This is a genomic window from Niallia sp. Marseille-Q9988 (assembly GCF_976954375.1).
On sequence record NZ_CDRJSZ010000001.1, the window covers coordinates 173307 to 191224 of the forward strand.

Below are 17918 nucleotides of genomic sequence, written 5' to 3' on the forward strand. Positions count from 1 at the left end.
AGTTTTATGGTGTTAATTAATTATTGACTCGTTCTAAAACTTTCAATCTCCTTCTATCGTTATTCCACCCCACTATCAATCATTAATACTTTCTCATTCGTGTTTATTTCCGCATTCACACCTAGCGGGATTGACACTTGAGGAGAGCAATGTCCTATTTTAAATCCCTTCATCGCTGGTTTCCCAGCTTTTTGAATGTAGTGATCCATCACTTCTTCTAATGCAAGTGATTTATCTCTTTTAGAATGACATTGATGGAAGTCACCGATAACGATTCCGGCAGCATCGGTTAGCTTCCCAGCTTGCAGTAATTGATTAAGCATCCGATCTACAGAGCGCGGTTCTTCATTTATATCTTCTATCAATAAGATATTCGATTTTGTATTTATTTCAAAAGGAGTACCAATTGAACTTGTGATAAGGGAAAGATTTCCTCCTGTTATCCTTCCAGATGCCTTCCCTTCCACTAAAACCTCTAGCGGTGAGTATTCTTCGGTATATAGCATTTCCTTTGGTTCAAATAATTGTTGGAATAGGTCTTTCGATAAAGGATGACAGTCTTCCTTCCCAATATCAGAAGAAAGCATTGGACCATGAAAAGTAACCAATCCAGTGCTATTAGAGATAGCTGTATGCAAAAAAGTTATATCACTATAACCCCAAAATATTTTTGGATTTTGAGAAATTATTGAATAGTTAATCTTACTTGCCAACCTTGCTGTTCCATATCCTCCACATGCACAGAAAATTCCTTTTACTTCTTTATCTAAAAATGCATTTTCTAAATCTATTAATCTAAATTCATCTTCTCCTGCTAAATAACCGTAATGGTCGTAAACATGTTGTCCAACTTTAACTTTTAAACCTAATTCCTCTTCCAGATAGCTAATACCTTCCCTTAAAAAGTTGGGCGATGGCGGACTTGCTGGGGCGATTACTGCAACAGTATCTCCTTTTTTTAAACGTTCCGGCTTTATCACTTTTTTAATCCCTTTCTCGTTTCGTTTTTTGAATGCTTTAAGGAAAAAAGGGATGCCTTCCGTTCATCCCTTCTCCCCTCCATTTATTTTTTATCTGCCCATTTTAACTCAAGATATCCAACTGGATGACGAACAATTCCCGTCACACTATCATTTTGTAAATACACATAGTTATAGAAATGAATTGGGAAAATTGGTGCCTCATCAAGCAATAACTTTTCTGCTTTATACATTAATTCATAACGTGTTGCTTCATCAGATTCACTCTTAGCATCTTTAATTAATTGATCATATTCAGCATTTGACCAACCCGTTCTATTCATTGCTAAACCTGTTTGGAAGTTTTCCAAAAAGTTAATTGGATCACCATAGTCTGCTAGGAAGGAACTTCTGGATAATTGCAGCTTCAATGCTGTTTGTTCTTGAGTAAAGACACTTGATTCCATATTTGCAAGCTTTACATCTACCCCAAGATTATCCTTAAACATTGCTTGTAGAGCTTCCGCTATTGCCTTATGTGTATCATTTGTGCTATAGGTGAGCGTCACTTCTGGTAATGTTTTATAGCCTTCTTCCTTCATTCCTTGTTCAAGTAATTTCTTTGCTTCTTCTACATCTGTTTTTATTAAATCTCCACTCGTTTCACGAAAATCATTTCCGTTATTGTCCAAGTATCCATAAGAAACAAAACCATATGCAGGTTTCTCCTGATTTTTTGTTACATAATCGACAATTTGCTGTTGATCAACTGCTAAAGCAAAGGCTTTACGGATATTTTTATTTGTGAAAGGTTCTTTTGTTACATTAAATCGATAGAAGTATGTTCCTGCCTGGTCTTCTACTTTTACTTTTCCTTCATTAAATAATTGCTCACTTAATTCTGCTGGAACATCAGAAGTATCCAATTCTCCATTTTGGAACATTTGATATTCAGTATTAGAATCATCTACCATTGCCCAATGTATTTTATTAAGTTTAACCGTATCAGCATCCCAATACGTTTCGTTTTTCTCCATTTCAAAATAGCTGTCATGCTCCCATCTTGTTAATTTAAACGGACCATTTCCTACAAATGAATCTGCCTCTGAAAACCATTCTGGATTCTCCGTTGCTACCTTTTCATTAATCGGGAAAAAGGCAGGATTGGTGATGACATTTAAGAAATAGGCCTGTGGGCTTGTTAACATAACCTCAAACGTCTTTTCATCAATCGCTTTAACTTTTACATCATCCGCTGAGCCCTCTCCGTTTGCATATGCTTCTCCTCCCTCAATGAAATAACCAAGAAAGGCAGCTGGCGATTTCGTATCTGGATTTAACAATCGCTTCCATGCAAATTCAAAATCCCCAGCAGTAACCGGATCTCCATTAGACCAATTTGCATTCTCCCTTAAGTGGAAAGTATATACTTTCCCATCTTCTGATACATCCCAATTTTCAGCAATGGCAGCTTGAGGCTCATGGTTGTTATCCAATCGGGTTAAGCCCTCCATTAAATTATTTAAAGCTGTCCAGGAAACACTATCAAAACCAATCGGCGGATCGAAAGAACTAGGCTCTTGTCCATTATTTAAATATAATATCTTTTCTTTCGTCTCCCCAGATGACTCTTCCTTCCCTGCATCACTATTTGCTGTACATGCAGCAAGAGAAAAAATTACAACCATAGCCAAAAAACTTATCCATATCTTTTTCATCGTATTCCCCCCACATCGTTTTCATCTAGCAATCTATAAAATGACTTTTCCTTAAAGTCAAAAAATAGCATAAACTTACACTGCTAAAAAACAGTTTCTTTTTACATCATTAGATTGTGTGCAATATGCGTTTTGCTCGCTCATCCTGGAGCCAGCAGTTGATTTGATGGTGATTGTTCAAATTACTTTCTAATGGATACACCCGCTTGCAAACTTCCATAGCATAGGGGCATCTAGCAGTAAAAGAACATCCTTCTGGCGGTGAAAATAAGTCTGGTGGTGTTCCGTCTATCGGTACTAGTTCTCCTTCTTGGTCCAATCTAGGTACAGAGTTTAATAGACCTCTTGTATAAGGATGCTGGGGAGAATAGAAAATGTCTCGTCTATTACCCATCTCCACTATTTTTCCAGCATACATAACTGCCACACGGTCAGCTACTTGTGCAACTACGCCTAAATCATGTGTAATTAAAATGATCGATACATCTCTTTTTTGCTGAATCTCTCTAAATAGGTCCAAAATCTGCGCTTGAATGGTTACATCTAAAGCAGTTGTCGGCTCATCTGCAATCAAAATCTCTGGCTCGCAAATCAATGCCATCGCGATAACAATTCTCTGTCTCATCCCTCCACTAAATTGATGGGGATATTGTTTTAATCGCATTTCTGGATTAGGGATTCCAACTAATTCAAGCATTTCAATAGCTTTACTCTTTGCTTCCACTTTTGAGATTTGCTTATGCTGCTTAATCCCTTCCATAATCTGATCACCAATTGTTAACGTAGGATTTAAGGCAGTCATTGGATCTTGAAAGATCATGGAGATAGAAGAACCTCGAATTCCTCTCATTTCTTCCTCTCTCAACTTTGTTAAATCTTTCCCTTTATATAAAATAGAACCATCCTTGATTTTTCCCGGCGGACTGGGGATTAATCGCATAATCGTTTGGGAAGTTACACTTTTTCCACAACCAGATTCGCCGACAATTGCTAATGTTTCCCCTTTTTTTAATGAAAAATTCACTCCTCTGACAGCTTGTACCTCTCCTCCATATGAAGCGAAAGAAACATGTAAATTATTAACTTCTAACAGACTCCCCATTATTTCCCACCCCTTAACTTTGGATCTAATGCATCCTGGAGTCCATCACCCAACACATTAAAAGCAAACATCGTAAGTGAAATAAATAATGTTGGGAAAAATAGTCTCCACCAATGACCTGTTAAAATAGCAGATAGTCCTTCATCTGCCATTACCCCCCAACTTGTTAAAGGAGCTTGAATACCAAGCCCTAAAAAGCTTAAGAATGCTTCCGCAAATATCGCGGAAGGAACGGTTAAAGTCATCTGAACAATAATTGGCCCCATAGTATTGGGAAGTAAGTTTTTTCTAATTATTCTGTAAGTTTTTGCTCCAAACGTTTTCGATGCTAAGATAAACTCATAGTTTTTTATTTGCAGAACTTGCCCTCTTACGATACGCGCCATCCCAACCCATCCTGTAATAGATAGTGCGATAATAATGGAACCTAATCCTGGCCCCATCACTACAGACATTAAAATAACAATTAATAGATAAGGTAGTCCATATAATACTTCTACTATTCTCATCAAGATATGATCTACCCTGCCACCCTTGTACCCCGATAGACCTCCATAAGCTACCCCTATCAAAAAATCAATGACAGCAGCAGCAATCCCAACAAATATCGATATTCTTGCTCCATACCAAGTTCTAGAAAACACATCTCTGCCTAAACTATCTGTCCCAAACCAATATTCAGAAGATGGTGGCTGATTTTGATTAATTAGTTTTTGCTCTGAGATCGAATGGGGAGAAAGAATCGGTCCTATAATAGCCATGATAATTAGTAGAATTAAGAAAATTAATGCTCCCAACGCTAATTTATTCTTCCCAAGATTTCGCCATGCTTCCTGCCAATAGGATAGACTTGGTCGAACAACCGCTTCTGCTTCTCCTTTCTTTTTCTCTATTGGCACAAACCATTCGTCAAGAGCAATATCTTCCTTCTCTTCGTACAATGTTTCCTGAGGTAAACCCATTGCTATCCCTCCTTCTTCTGAAGTTTTATTCGAGGATCCAATATGCCATATGCTAAATCAACGAGGAATAGCATGATAATCAAAATGGTACTGTAAAAAATAGTAGTTCCCATAATGACAGGGTAATCACGGTTATTGATACTATCTACAAAGTATTTTCCCATACCAGGTATCGCAAATATTTTTTCAATCACGAATGTTCCTGTTAAAATACTAGCTGCTAAAGCACCTAATAATGTCACAACTGGCAAAAGAGCATTGCGCAGTGCGTGTTTTACAATGATTTTGAATGGAGATAGCCCCTTCGCCTTTGCCGTTTTTATATAATCCTGTGTTAACACCTCTAGCATGCTTGTTCTTGTTAATCGCGCAATAATGGCAGTTGGACTTGTCGCAAGTGCAATCGTCGGTAAAATCATATGCTTCCAGCTTGACCAAGTTGCTGTCGGGAGTATCTTCCAATTTACAGCAAACTGTTGAATAAGCATGGTTGCTAAAACAAAGTTAGGAATGGATATGCCTATTACTGCTATTGTCATCGCTATATAGTCAATGACCCCGTTATGTTTAAGGGAAGCAATTACCCCAAGTGTTATCCCCGAAATGACAGCAACTACTAAGGCAACCATACCGAGCTCAAAGGAAACAGGAAATCCTCTTCCAATCATTTCATTCACTGTTTGAGATGATTTTTTTATCGAAATGCCAAAATCAAAGGTAGCGATTTGTTTTAAATACATTCCATATTGGACAATTAGAGGTTTATCTAGATGATATTGCTCCTCTAAGTTTTTCTGAATAGCCTCATTTGTCGTTCTTTCATCATTAAATGGAGAACCTGGTGTGAAATGCATTAAGAAGAAAGTAATCGTAATAATAACCCATAGAGTTACGAGCATCGAGACAAACCGCTTTATATAATAAGATTTCATCACTCCTCACCACCTAACAAAATGTTGTTCTCATCGCAAGTTCAGTCATAACTAGCATGGCTTGATAAGCTTCTAAAATGCTTTTTGCTTGAAACCGAACTATTGTAGTACCTGGTTCTATTTCGGTTCCTGGCATTAGATGGGCCCATTCTGCTTGTCCATAATTAGCAAACTCAATTCGGAGTAAAGGACTTGTTGGTGGTACTAGCGGCTTTATTAAATGTTTTCTTTCTAGTGCTTCCTTTGTCTTTTCCTTCAATAATTCTCCTGCCTGAGCCGGTGTTAAGCTCAAAGCTGCTGATCTTGAAATACTATTTTTCACAATTGCTGTTGTTACATTGGGAATAAGCTTCTCTGCTTCTTTTGCAGCTTGATCATCCCCTGCAACAAGAAGAATGGGGACTCCATAATACCCTGCGACATAGGCATTAAACCCTAATTCGCCAACTACCACATCATCTATGTACATATTACGAACTCCAAAGATCATGCTATGTGTCATAACACCAGGAACGGAAGCTCGTGCATGATAGCCAACAAAGATTGCCCCATCATATGTAGCATCAAGGCCCTGTACCATTGAGTACGGCTTGACATCTCCTGTTATTATCTTTGTTTTCGGATGAAATCTTTCTACCAATAAATTATTCATTTTACTATGACTATCATTCACAACTACTTCTTCTACGCCCTGGTCAAACAAGCTTGTTACAACATAGTTCGCCTCATCCGTCATTAGAATCCGGCTTCTTTCGTAATTTAACTTAGTTGAATCAACCTGTGTGTGATCAATTAATCCTGTTATTCCTTCCATATCAACAGACATATAAATTTTCCCCAATAGAAAAACCTCCCCTATTTTCTTATTAGCCCTCTTTATTCGTACAAAATAAAAAATCCAGCCAATAGAGAAATAAAGTCTCTATCAACTGGATTTCCTCTGCGTATAACAGAAAAAGCAGTTTTATACCAATTCTTTTAATAGTTGTTTATATTTAATATGGGCATTCTTAAAAGCAACCATAACTGCCTTTTGAGAAGATCCAAAATAACGACTTTCTACTTCCTTTAAGACAGTGTCTGTATCTAACATCGATTTTCCAACAACGATAGACTTAATAAAGGAAGAGGTAATATTAATAGTTGAAGAACATTCAGCATCCACAATTGTATGCGAAACTCTATCCACAACCAATGCGATAAAAAAACCATTGTATTGCTGCATAATTGCATTATTAGAGGATGTTTTACTTTCTCCAATAATATAAACGGTATTAGCATGATACATGTGATACTCCTCCTACAAACATCTGGATATTGCATGAGATATCTATGAGAAAATCATAAACATTCGAAGCAATGCATATGTCTTAAGAAAAGCGCGGTTGCCTTGATTGGCAAAAGACTACTAACATACTTTTCTTCCTATCATTTCACAAAATAGTTAGAATCTTTTCTGACTATAAAAGATAGATTTAGATTATATAAAAAATTGTAATACACCACCCTTTTTTACGCAATATATTTTTAAGTATTTTCTAAATATTTTAACAAATAACGTAAGAAAAGATGACATAAGTAGTAATTTTATATTAAACACACGTCCTACAAGTAGAAATATGTGCCCTAAACCTTCTATTATCCGTATTTTCCTGCAATTATCTCAGAAGATAATTTAATATATTCTCCATCCATTGCGACACAAACAGTATTTCTCCCTTCTTTTTTGGAAGCATATAGTGCTTCATCTGCTTCCTTAATCAAAAGGGGAAGTGCTGTACAATTTTCCTTTAACGCAACACCAAAGCTTGCAGTAATATTAATCACTATATCATCATAATGGAAGGGAGTTTCTGCAATTAATCTTCTCAACTTACTAGAAATGGTACTGGCTGCTTCTGCTTCTTTCCCAAATAAAAAGAGAATAAACTCTTCTCCACCGTATCTGCCGAATACGCCACTTTCTGGTATAACATTTCTACTTAAAGATGCAACATGCTTCAGCCCTTCATCTCCTCCAAAATGACCATATGTATCATTTATTTTCTTAAAATGGTCAATATCAAACAAAACAACAGCCATCTTTTCATGTGAGGCAAACATCTTTTCAGCTATAGATAGAACATACGCCCGATTATATATTTGCGTTAATCCATCCGTGTATGCCAGTTTCGTTAAATTCATCTGTTCCATTTTTTGCTCGGTAATATTAGTAAAAATAATAGTAGTGCCAACAATCGTCGACTCCCCTCTTTTTATTGGGGATATCTTTGCTTGATAATATTCTTTTATAGAATTATTACTCATCTCTACTTCCAGTATTATTGATTCTGTATGGACATTTTTCAATAAGGGAAGGATTTGATTATCCACTCCTAATACAGCTGCTATATGCTCCCCTATTTTTACATGTGAAAATATAGGAAAGGCTGCCTTATTAAAATCTTTAATGTGATAGGTTTGATCTAATACAAGAACAGCATCTCCCATGCTTTCAAATATATAATCCTTTTCGATGGGCGGAACCAATAAAAACTTTGTGGATATGATGGAGTATAAATAAAGAGAACTAGAAAATAGCATGGCAACTGGAACAGGATCAAGACCACCAGGAGTAATTCCTATTAAATACGAAAAAGCAGCAGCAATCGGAACAAAGACTCCTATTAACAGAATGATCACTTGTTTCGTTTGTCTAGATTTCTTTCTAAACCAATAGATTGCTAGTAATACAAAAGCAATCGCAAGCGTACCGAATGTGTATGCTCCATGTATTAAATACCATTGCCCTATTGTGATTTGCATAATAGGAGTTGCATTGCGATATTCTAAATAGACAGATTGGTAGAATAAATGGTGAAAATCATTTGTCGCAAGTAGTAAAAAGGATATCGCCGGTATTAAATAATAGAAAAAATACGTCTTTTTATTCAAATGTCGATCATAGCCAATATACTGCAAAACAAGAATTAAGGTAGCAGGTGCTGAAAACGGCATCCCTAAATACTGAATGGCTGTCCAAAACTTCATTCCTTCTATCGTTGTACTCGCAAGACTTAATGCATATCCAAATGCATAAATAGCTATAAAACATGAAAACCATAAAAAGGTCCTCATTCCCTCAAACGCATGTCTATTCATATAGGCAATAATTCCTAATATGACATGCAATGCACCAGACATTGTTATGAAAACAATATATATCATTACTGTATGATCCATTAAATTTACTCCTGTAGTACCGTGATCATCTGTCTCATTTTCATTTTGGGCCCTCAATTCTTTATATTCTTTCATTCTATTATAATTCTTGTTAAAAGTTGATACTAGATAAGAACAAAAAAAACTCTATTTTGCTATTAATGAAAGTATAATAACCACCAGATTTATAGGTTACACAGAAAAAAACAGAACCTTTCCATCGTGAAACAGCTCTGCTTTTTTTGGCTATTCTATTGAATTTAATAATTTCACCGCTATTTCTTCCCCATTTGCCATACATGCAGCAATCCCTACCCCGAAGTATGAACATCCTGCAAGATACACATTTGGATATAAGTCAGCTAAGTTTTGAGTAAGTGCTTCTACCGCTTGCTTATGATCTAAAGAGTAAACCGGCATCGCATTATCCCACTTTGTCACTTCATAGCTTTTTGGATTCGAGGTAATTCCTAAACTCTTCTCAATATCCTTTTTTGCCTCTTTTATCAGCTCTTCTTCTGTCAGACTATTCAATCGTGCAAAGGCCGGATTCGTTTTTTTATAAAAAAGCCGCAATAATAGCTGATTATTCTTTGATGTATGTTTCCACTTTCTGCTTGTCCACGTACATGCATTACAAACAATATCACTATCTTCTGCAACAATAAATCCCGTTCCGTCTTTAGGCAGCTCTTCATCTGGTATATCATAGGATAAATACAAGGTAATATTCGATGAATTCTTTAATTTGCCGAATATCGTGTTTAACTCTTCCTTGTTCAAAATTCTTTGCGTTATATCTTGAGGTGTCGATAACACTACAGTATCCACTATTTGCTGTTCCCCATTTGATAACTTAATTTCATATTGATCATCTATTTTTTTCATGCCAGTAACTGCAATTCCCTTTAAAATCGTTACATCTGTTAGTACTTCTTCCAATCGATTAATAATAGTAGATAACCCTTTTTTAAAAGAGATAAATTTCTTATCCGCAGCAGACTGAAATGTTTCTTTATTCCTTCCAAGGCCACGGATAATGCTCCCATACTTTTCTTTATAATCCAATAGATAAGGTAAGGTAGATCCCATTGTTAACGAATAAATATTACCTGAATATACACCTGCAAGAACTGGTGCAATCTGTTTTTCCACAATTTCTTTTCCGAGATAATACTCTAAAAACTCACCAATAGACGATTCTTTCGTAAAGCATATATTTGTTCGAAAAAGATCCTTTAAAGCCTCTATCTTCCCTCGCGTAGATAGAAGCTCACTTGTAAAAAGTGCTTCTAGCGTCATCGGAATGCCGAATATAGAATCCTTAGGAATTTCTAACAACTTATTTTGAGTATGAATATAGGATGTTCCTGTTGCATTAAAAACAAGTTCCTCTTCTAAGTTCAGTTCCTTTACATAGGGGAGAACATTTTTATTCCGCGCGACAATAGAATCCGCTCCAGTTTCCATAATAAAATCATCTTTTTTTACGGTATGAATTTTCCCACCAAGATATTCATTTGATTCTACTAGCACTAAACGGAGCCCTAAGTTTCTTTTCCTGTTTTGTTTTTGTAAATAATACATGGCAGTTAACCCCGTTATTCCACCACCAACGACTAAAACTGTTTTCACAATTCCTACACCTCATTTACTAATGACAATATCTAAAAACTTGTTTTCTCTACGATTTCTTAGCTGTTTTTATTATAAAACAGGTTTACCATTTTCTTTCTATTTATCAACATATTTTTTGTGTCTATTTGTTCACAATTTAGCAGAAATTTAACTGCATATGGTAGTAAAATCCATTGTATAATAATGTTAACCACGAAATGTAAGCGCTTATTGAAAGAATCACTATTCTTTTTTTACAACGCAACAATTATAACGTATTCCTGATGAATGACAAAAAATTTGATCGGTGGTGTCTATCTATATGGCTAACAGTCGACTATCTGTTGCTATCCATATCCTATCTTTAATTGCCTCGAAACCTTATGAACAAATAACCTCTGATTCTATTGCAGAAAGTGTTAATACAAACCCTGTAGTGATAAGAAGAATGTGTGGTCTTTTGAAAAAAGGTGGAATATTAACGAGTAGAGCAGGAATTTCAGGGGCTATTCTATTAAAATCTCCTGCTGACATCTCTCTTTTGGACATTTATTTAGCTGTTCAATCAAAAAGTGAATGGTTTGCGCTACACGATCACCCAAATCACGATTGTCCAATCGGCTGTAAAATTTATCCTACACTAGAGAAGACTTTTTCTACTATCCAGAAATCAATGGAAAAGGAATTAACACAAATTACCTTACTGGATGTAATGGAAGAAATGGATTTATACAGTAAGATATAACATCAATTGAATATTTTAAAATAGAACACAAAGAAGAGGCTGGAACATAAGTATTTCAACTAAAAATAAACACGAACTTTTATATACTTAATATACATAAAAATTCGTGTTTATCAGTTGGAAAAAAGTTTAAAAACGAAGTGAAATGGAGCGGAGGACGCTCGACTCCTGCGGGAAATAGAGACGCTTTAGACCCCACACAGCGCATGCGAGGAGGCTCATTCCTCCCCGGCGCATCGTGCGTCTGTAGCGCAATGGAACGACTTAGTTTTTACGCATAATTTTATTTGAAAACATAGATAACCATCATGAGGAAGTAGCTTTATTTAAGACTACATTAGAAATTGTTCGTCTTTAAAGATTAGTTATTTTGTTTTGACCCAGACTCTCTCTATCTTTATTTATATGAATAATTTCTTGGAAAATCGTCTCCCAATCTTTTGTCTTAGCAATTTGCTTTCTTCTTTTTTCCCACTCTTGATTTCTAGCTATGTTCATCATCTTGTCACATGCTTGAATATATGTATCCACTTCCAGCCCACCCTGCAGAAGTTCATAAACACCTTCTTCTACATATTCCTTTGTTGAGGGGAGGTTCATCCCTATCACTGGCTTTCCAGCAGCAAGAAACTCAAACAGCTTTAATGGAAAAATAGCTTTATTGTATTGGGTATCCTTATATGGCATTATCCCAATGTCTAATGTATGCATATATTCCGAAACCTGCTCTCTCGGTACACTTCCAGCCCAATGAACATTTGACTCCTCCAATAATTGCATAAATTCTTGGCTAGAATTAGTGCCATCAGGTCCCACCAATAATATCCGCCAATCCTTCCTTCTTTGTGCTATTTGCTGAATAAGATTAAAATCAAGCTTTGGCTTGATTCCTCCAATATACCCAATCGTTAGTTGCTCTTTATCTATTAGAGGAACATTTTTCGCCTGTTTTTGAAAAAGCCCATATTCCACACCATTTTCAAACGTGTAAATTTTGTTGTGATAGACAGGCATTCGGTTGATTAATTCCTCTTTTAAAAAACTAGAAGTACAAGTAATATAACTCGCTTTCTCTACAATTCTTTGTTCACTTTTCAAAATGACTCTTTGTTTTAAATAGGCAAGAATAGAAAATTTTCCACTTAACTGTTCTGCCCATAGATCACTACAATCATAAACGATCTGATCCCAATCATATATCTTATAGAGGGTCGGCAATGCTGGGTAAGTATACCATAATTTCACCAAGTACCGCCCTTTCTTCTCTGCTAAATAGTTGCTCAAGCTGCGAAGCTTCTTTTGATAAAAACAGGGAATAAATCGAGCGAATCGTTGTATTTTATGATTTCCCAAATCACCAATTATCCATTGATAAATGCCATTTTCTAATTTCGTTACTTCCGGCATTTGCTTTTGCCCTGGACAAAGCCAAATTACTTCCTCTGTATCTTGCTGTTTTTGTAGGAACTCTGCAAATCGATGTCTACGGTATGTTAAATGATCTAGATTCCAAATACCAGTCGCCACAATAACATGGATTGTTCTCATTTTAATATCTCCTTACCTTTTACAGTCTTTTCCGGATAGCATTATAGGCATAATGAGAAAAATACCAAGACGACTGCAAGAAATTCAACTGCTCTATTTGGCGATACACATGCCAATTATTTTTTGCTGCCTTCCATTTGTTTTTGGAGATAGATTCATTTCCCACCCTGTATTCTGCTAGTATTTCATTTAAGCCAAACGCACGGAATCCTCTTTTTAAAATCATTAGCCAGGTTGCCAAGTCTTGCCGAGTACGGATATTAGGCATACGGAAATCTCCCACTTGGTCACGATCAATTAATACAGTAAGGCAACCGACAATTGTATTTTTTAGCATCGTTTGATAGTCAACTCGCTTAGGAGCACGAATATATTTATTTAAATACTCTCCTTTTTGATCAATCCACTCATAGGCAGTAAAGGTAAAAGCATATTTGTTATCCATCATATAAGCTAACTGTGCTTCAAGCTTGTCTTTTTTCCATCTATCATCACTGTCTAAAAAAGCGATGTATCTTCCACGGGCATGAGCTAGTGCTATGTTTCTGGCAACAGCAGCTCCTTCATTCACCGTCTGGTAAAAAATACGAATGCGTCCATCTCCCTTTTCCCATTCCTTTAATAAATCGACCGTTCCGTCCGTTGAATAATCATCAACAATTAATAGTTCCCAATCCGTGTAAGTTTGTTCTCTGACTGATTCGATGCTATAAGATATATATTCTTTACAATTATATGAAGGCATAATAATGGATACAGATGGAGCCATTCTACATTCACCTCTTTAAATCCGTTTCAGATTTTATAAACACCGGATAGATTATCCATAAACAACTGAGCATGATTCCAATCATAACTCCTAAAAGCGCCCGATCTTGTTGAGAAACTACTCTGTTATCTGCCTTAATTGCCATAACATCCTTCACTAGCATCGCTGGCTGAAGTGTTAACTGTTTCGTTTTTAGCTCGTATAAAAATCGCTCTTGATCTACTACCAAGTCTTCTGAAACGGTCTTTTCCTGAAGCTGATTAATGCTTTCTGAAATAATTTCATCCTTTTCTTGATAATAGCGCTGATCCATTTCTAAAAAAGCAGTTACTAATTCTGATAACGAATTCAATGCTTCTTGTTCATTTGATGCAGTCAAGGCAAAGCTTATTTTTTTAGGTGTATCAGTAGAAATAAGGAGATGCTCCCTATCGATTTCCACATCTGGTAAATATTCTTTAAAAGTCGTTTCATTTCTTAATAAGGACGCGATTACTTCACTATTATTCAAATACTCATTTTCATAATTTCCAAGTAAAATCGTTGCCTCTGCTTTTACATCTGTAATTTCTTTCCCTGCTGGTGCGAACCATCCAATTGCTCCGAGAAGGATGCTGAGTATTAATAAGAACAAAATATATCTTTTTAATCTAGCTGTAATAAGTGATAAACCGAACTTCACGCACGAACTCTCCCTTTCCGCTATGAAAGTTAAGATTCTAGCTTTCTATTTTTATAAACAGACAATGTAGATAAAATAAACCCTAGAAACACCCAATGGAAATATAAATTCATCACTGAACTTGGACTAATACTAGAAATGAGGAAAGAGACCATTCCAATCATGGATGCTTCTAACAGCATTTTATCTGTCCTGCTATTACTCCTTTGATAGATTCGATAGAATCTTATAAATGTATAGATCCACACAAATAAATAACCAAGCAGAATGACTAAACCAAAATTCCCAGCAATTTCTGCAAACCAATTATGCACTTGATAGACATTTCCAGTTGGAAAGTAGCTTTCATGCTCCAAATAATAAGGAATATTTCCCGCTCCGATACCAAATCCATATGAATCTAGTAAATAATAGAAGGTGTTCCTTAAAAGATTGATTCTTGCCAGGTTTGATGGCAGCACTTCATCGAATCCATATTCTCCTGCTGAGTCCATAAGTAAATGAACTTTGGCAATCCCTCTGTTTGCAAACAAGAGACTCCCTAATACAAATAATCCAAAAAGAGTTAGCAGCATTAACTTTTTCCACCTTTTCGGTATCAATAAGAATAGATAGACTAATCCTCCTCCTATTACCGCAAGCATGGCAGCACGTGATTCCGTTAAATATAGAAGAATAAGTACCATTACACTTAGAAGAAATGTTGATCCTTTCAGCATGGTTTTTTTAGCATTTTTTGCAACAGCTAAGAAGAAGAAAAAGGAAATTCCCAGATAAACAGCAAAATCATTCTGATTAAAAAAAACAGCTGTAGGATAGGATAGTTTATGAATGGAAGCTCCATACAACCCTGAACTTGGCAATTGAATCGAGAAGAAATAATTTACAAAACCTATTCCCACTAATAAAACAGTCATTCCAAGCCAGCCCGCCAAAAAGAACTTCAATTGCTGCCTTGTTTTAAATGTCATACTTGCTAAATAAACGAATGCTATCCCCATCATCAATAAGGACAGATATTTAATGGATGCAATAATGGAGATGGACCAAAGAACAGATATCATTCCATAAAGTATCCACCCACCAAAAAACAACCAAATAAATGATAGACCACTACGAGTAAAGTCCACCACCAACCTTTTATCGTATAAAGCAGTGCACACGTACAAAATAATTGCCAATAATAGCAATATTCTGTACAAAAAAAGAGAAAAGGCACCGACATTTACACTAATGACAGACTGGTTCAAAAAGGTAGAAAGCAGCAAGGCATACATAACCTTTCGGAATAATTGGTCAAGTGTCATGACTGATTTTAAATAAACGCCTAATTGTATAGAAATCCATATGCTTACAATAGGAAGTATCCAGGTTAATTTATACATCGTTGTCACATATAAAACGGTAAGACAACCGATAAATAAGACTGTAAATCCTATTGTTTTGCTTACTGTACGATTATTTCCCAAACTTCTACAATCCTTCCTCCCTATTCTACGCTTACTTTTGTAAAACTTTTTTTGATGAGAAAAGGGTTTCTCTCAATCCATTTTCTAAATTGGTTCGAGGCATCCATTCCAATTGTGCCATTGTCTCCTCATTACAAAGAATGCTATGTAAAATATCTCCAGCTCTTTCTGCTTTATATATTGGATTAAAGGAAAAACCGCTAATTTTCCCCATCTTTTCCCAAAGCTGATTGATAGAAATTCGATTATTTGAGGAAATATTTAAACAAACATTTTCTTGTTGCTTTAATGCCAGTACATTTGCATATGCTACATCTTTTACAAAGATAAAGTCTCGAGTCTGTTCTCCAGAACCGTAAATGATCGGCGTCTCATTTTCAAGAATACGATCAGCAAAAATAGAAATAACTCCGCCTTCTCCTTTGCCATCCTGCCTTGGTCCAAAAACATTGCTATATCTTAGAATCCCATAGGATAAGCCATAAAATTTATGTGCTAGCTTTAGATATTTTTCGACAGTTAATTTAGTCAATCCGTAAGGTGATTCTGGTAAGGTTGGATGATCTATCGTAACAGGAAGCGCCATAGGGTTTCCGTATACAGCTGCAGAGGAAGCAAATAATATTTTCTCCACAGAGGCACGAATAGCTGCTTGAATCACATGCAAAGATCCTTTTACATTTACATTTTCATCATGCAATATATCATGAACCGATTCTGCCACACTTACTTGGGCAGCCTGGTGAATAATAAAGGAAGGATGTAAGTCGACAATAACATCGATTACTCTTGGATCGGTTATATCAAAGGGACAAATTTTAACAGGCAAATCTTTAATATGATCAAACTTCCCTGATGAAAAATTATCGATAACGACTACTTCATATCCTTCTTCTAATAGAGCTTCTACAATATGTGATCCAATAAAACCTGCTCCACCTGTAACTAGAACCTTGGTCATTTTGCTTCCTCCCAAATGTGATTTATTTCATAAGTAGAATTTGTCGACTTATTTGTTAATCCTTCATATTTCTCTATTAGTTTTTTAGCATTATCAACTACAGAGTAATTTGCATGGACGTGCCTGGATAATTCTTCTATTACCTCTTCATAGAAAATTGGATTAGCCATTAACTCTTTTACTCTTGTTACGATATCTTGTACCGATTTAGGTTGGATTAATAGATTAGAATATTTACCAAATAAATCTGGTATCCCACCTACATTCGTACAAATAATTGGGATTTTTAAAGCCATCGCCTCTATTACAACGGTTGGCACCCCCTCCGAATAGGACGGTAAAATAAAAATATCGCTTGCAAGTATATATTCTCGCACTTTATCATTAGGAATTTGCCCCACTAAAAACAATCGTTCATTGTACATTTCCTGCCTTTGTAGCCTTTTCTTTTCCGGTCCATCGCCCACATAAACAACTACATATTCTGCTGGAAGAAAAGGCAATGCGTTTGCTAATTCAAAAATCCCCTTTTCTTTCACCAGGCGTCCAATATACAGAATGATTTTTTTACTCTTCGGTAATGTTAACTCCCCTTTACGCTTTGCTTTCCATATCGAGGCGTCCGTTATCTTGAATGTCGTTAAATCAATCCCTATTGGCAACGGGGTACATTCCCTACCTGTTTTTCGCTCTGCTGCTATCGCAAGGTGCTTCCCTACGGCGATTACTTCATCTGCAGATTTAACCGTTTTTTGAAAAATCCGTTCTGCGCTTCGACTGAAAGAAGGATAAATATGAACATCACTTCCATGCAGTGTTAAAAGCCATGGCTTCTGACATTCAGCAGCAATTATTCTGGCAGCACCTCCAGAGGGCATTGCAAAATGAGCATGGATAAAATCGAAATGGAGATTTTCTTTCTTCAAGGTGTTAAGAATACTTCTTGCAATCCGTTTGTCCGGCTGAAACCAGCGAAGTTGACCCGGAGTTGCTCTATACACTGGTCTGTATACCTTCACGCCATTCCGCTTTTCTAAATAGGGGAGATTCTTTTTTCGATACTTTTTCTTCCATACTCTAATAATGGATGTATTTAAGGGAATAGGATTAATAACCGTTACTTCTACTCCTAAAGAAGTTAGTGCTCTTACCTGTGTTTCATGAAACACTCCAATTCCAGGGTTCTCCTCACTTGGGTAAACACTGGTTATCCACAATACCTTCATGATACGTAACCCTCTTTCTATAGGTTT

General features: G+C 36.1%; 16 protein-coding genes. 1 reads left to right on the forward strand and 15 read right to left on the reverse strand.

Annotated features, from left to right (window positions below; genetic code table 11):
• Positions 1 to 59 precede the first annotated feature (59 nt).
• From ACWNMZ_RS00860 to ACWNMZ_RS00900, 9 genes are all read right to left on the reverse strand, one after another.
• Complete coding sequence (locus tag ACWNMZ_RS00860; protein WP_396953870.1) at positions 60 to 989, reverse strand: LD-carboxypeptidase; 930 nt, start codon at positions 987 to 989, stop codon at positions 60 to 62.
• 74 nt (positions 990 to 1063) lie between these two features.
• Positions 1064 to 2677: a peptide ABC transporter substrate-binding protein gene (locus ACWNMZ_RS00865; RefSeq protein WP_251627861.1), complete on the reverse strand. Its 1614-nt coding sequence runs from the start codon at positions 2675 to 2677 to the stop codon at positions 1064 to 1066.
• Positions 2678 to 2786: 109 nt separating this feature from the next.
• Entirely contained in the window at positions 2787 to 3779 is a 993-nt protein-coding gene (locus ACWNMZ_RS00870; RefSeq protein WP_109767892.1) for an ABC transporter ATP-binding protein, read from the reverse strand.
• Positions 3779 to 4741, reverse strand: coding sequence for an ABC transporter permease (locus tag ACWNMZ_RS00875; protein WP_031534996.1), 963 nt, complete (start codon positions 4739 to 4741; stop codon positions 3779 to 3781). The genes ACWNMZ_RS00870 and ACWNMZ_RS00875 overlap by 1 nt, the downstream gene beginning before the upstream one ends.
• Before the next feature lie 2 nt (positions 4742 to 4743).
• Positions 4744 to 5673 (reverse strand): ABC transporter permease, encoded by a 930-nt coding sequence (locus ACWNMZ_RS00880; RefSeq protein WP_031534998.1) that lies wholly within the window; start codon positions 5671 to 5673, stop codon positions 4744 to 4746.
• Between the two features lie 13 nt (positions 5674 to 5686).
• Positions 5687 to 6499 (reverse strand): M55 family metallopeptidase, encoded by an 813-nt coding sequence (locus ACWNMZ_RS00885; protein ID WP_031535000.1) that lies wholly within the window; start codon positions 6497 to 6499, stop codon positions 5687 to 5689.
• 138 nt (positions 6500 to 6637) lie between these two features.
• Positions 6638 to 6961, reverse strand: a complete 324-nt coding sequence (locus ACWNMZ_RS00890) for a DUF3870 domain-containing protein (protein WP_031535002.1) — start codon at positions 6959 to 6961, stop codon at positions 6638 to 6640.
• Positions 6962 to 7311: 350 nt separating this feature from the next.
• On the reverse strand, positions 7312 to 8970 hold the full coding sequence (locus ACWNMZ_RS00895) for a histidine kinase N-terminal 7TM domain-containing diguanylate cyclase (RefSeq protein ID WP_251627863.1): 1659 nt from the start codon (positions 8968 to 8970) through the stop codon (positions 7312 to 7314).
• Positions 8971 to 9120: 150 nt separating this feature from the next.
• A complete protein-coding gene (locus tag ACWNMZ_RS00900; protein ID WP_251627864.1) occupies positions 9121 to 10509 on the reverse strand; it encodes a protoporphyrinogen oxidase in 1389 nt (462 codons plus the stop codon).
• Between the two features lie 304 nt (positions 10510 to 10813).
• Between ACWNMZ_RS00900 and ACWNMZ_RS00905 the strand changes: the two genes are divergently transcribed.
• On the forward strand, positions 10814 to 11236 hold the full coding sequence (locus ACWNMZ_RS00905) for an Rrf2 family transcriptional regulator (protein WP_235248452.1): 423 nt from the start codon (positions 10814 to 10816) through the stop codon (positions 11234 to 11236).
• A 354-nt stretch (positions 11237 to 11590) separates the two neighbouring features.
• Here ACWNMZ_RS00905 and tuaH read toward each other — a convergent pair whose 3' ends face one another.
• The 6 genes from tuaH to tuaC are packed head-to-tail and all read right to left on the reverse strand — an operon-like array spanning position 11591 to position 17891.
• Positions 11591 to 12784, reverse strand: coding sequence for a teichuronic acid biosynthesis protein TuaH (gene tuaH / locus ACWNMZ_RS00910; protein WP_048718169.1), 1194 nt, complete (start codon positions 12782 to 12784; stop codon positions 11591 to 11593).
• A 19-nt stretch (positions 12785 to 12803) separates the two neighbouring features.
• Positions 12804 to 13553: a teichuronic acid biosynthesis protein TuaG gene (gene tuaG, locus ACWNMZ_RS00915; RefSeq protein WP_251627865.1), complete on the reverse strand. Its 750-nt coding sequence runs from the start codon at positions 13551 to 13553 to the stop codon at positions 12804 to 12806.
• Positions 13554 to 13560: 7 nt separating this feature from the next.
• Positions 13561 to 14235 (reverse strand): hypothetical protein, encoded by a 675-nt coding sequence (locus ACWNMZ_RS00920; protein WP_251627866.1) that lies wholly within the window; start codon positions 14233 to 14235, stop codon positions 13561 to 13563.
• A 29-nt stretch (positions 14236 to 14264) separates the two neighbouring features.
• A complete protein-coding gene (gene tuaE, locus ACWNMZ_RS00925) occupies positions 14265 to 15704 on the reverse strand; it encodes a teichuronic acid biosynthesis protein TuaE (RefSeq protein WP_251627867.1) in 1440 nt (479 codons plus the stop codon).
• 31 nt (positions 15705 to 15735) lie between these two features.
• Positions 15736 to 16665 carry an NAD-dependent epimerase/dehydratase family protein gene (locus ACWNMZ_RS00930; RefSeq protein WP_031535018.1) on the reverse strand — a complete coding sequence of 310 codons (930 nt, stop codon included), beginning with the start codon at positions 16663 to 16665 and terminating at the stop codon, positions 15736 to 15738.
• A complete protein-coding gene (gene tuaC / locus ACWNMZ_RS00935; protein ID WP_109767889.1) occupies positions 16662 to 17891 on the reverse strand; it encodes a teichuronic acid biosynthesis protein TuaC in 1230 nt (409 codons plus the stop codon). Before tuaC ends, ACWNMZ_RS00930 begins: the two co-directional genes overlap by 4 nt.
• Positions 17892 to 17918: the final 27 nt, after the last annotated feature.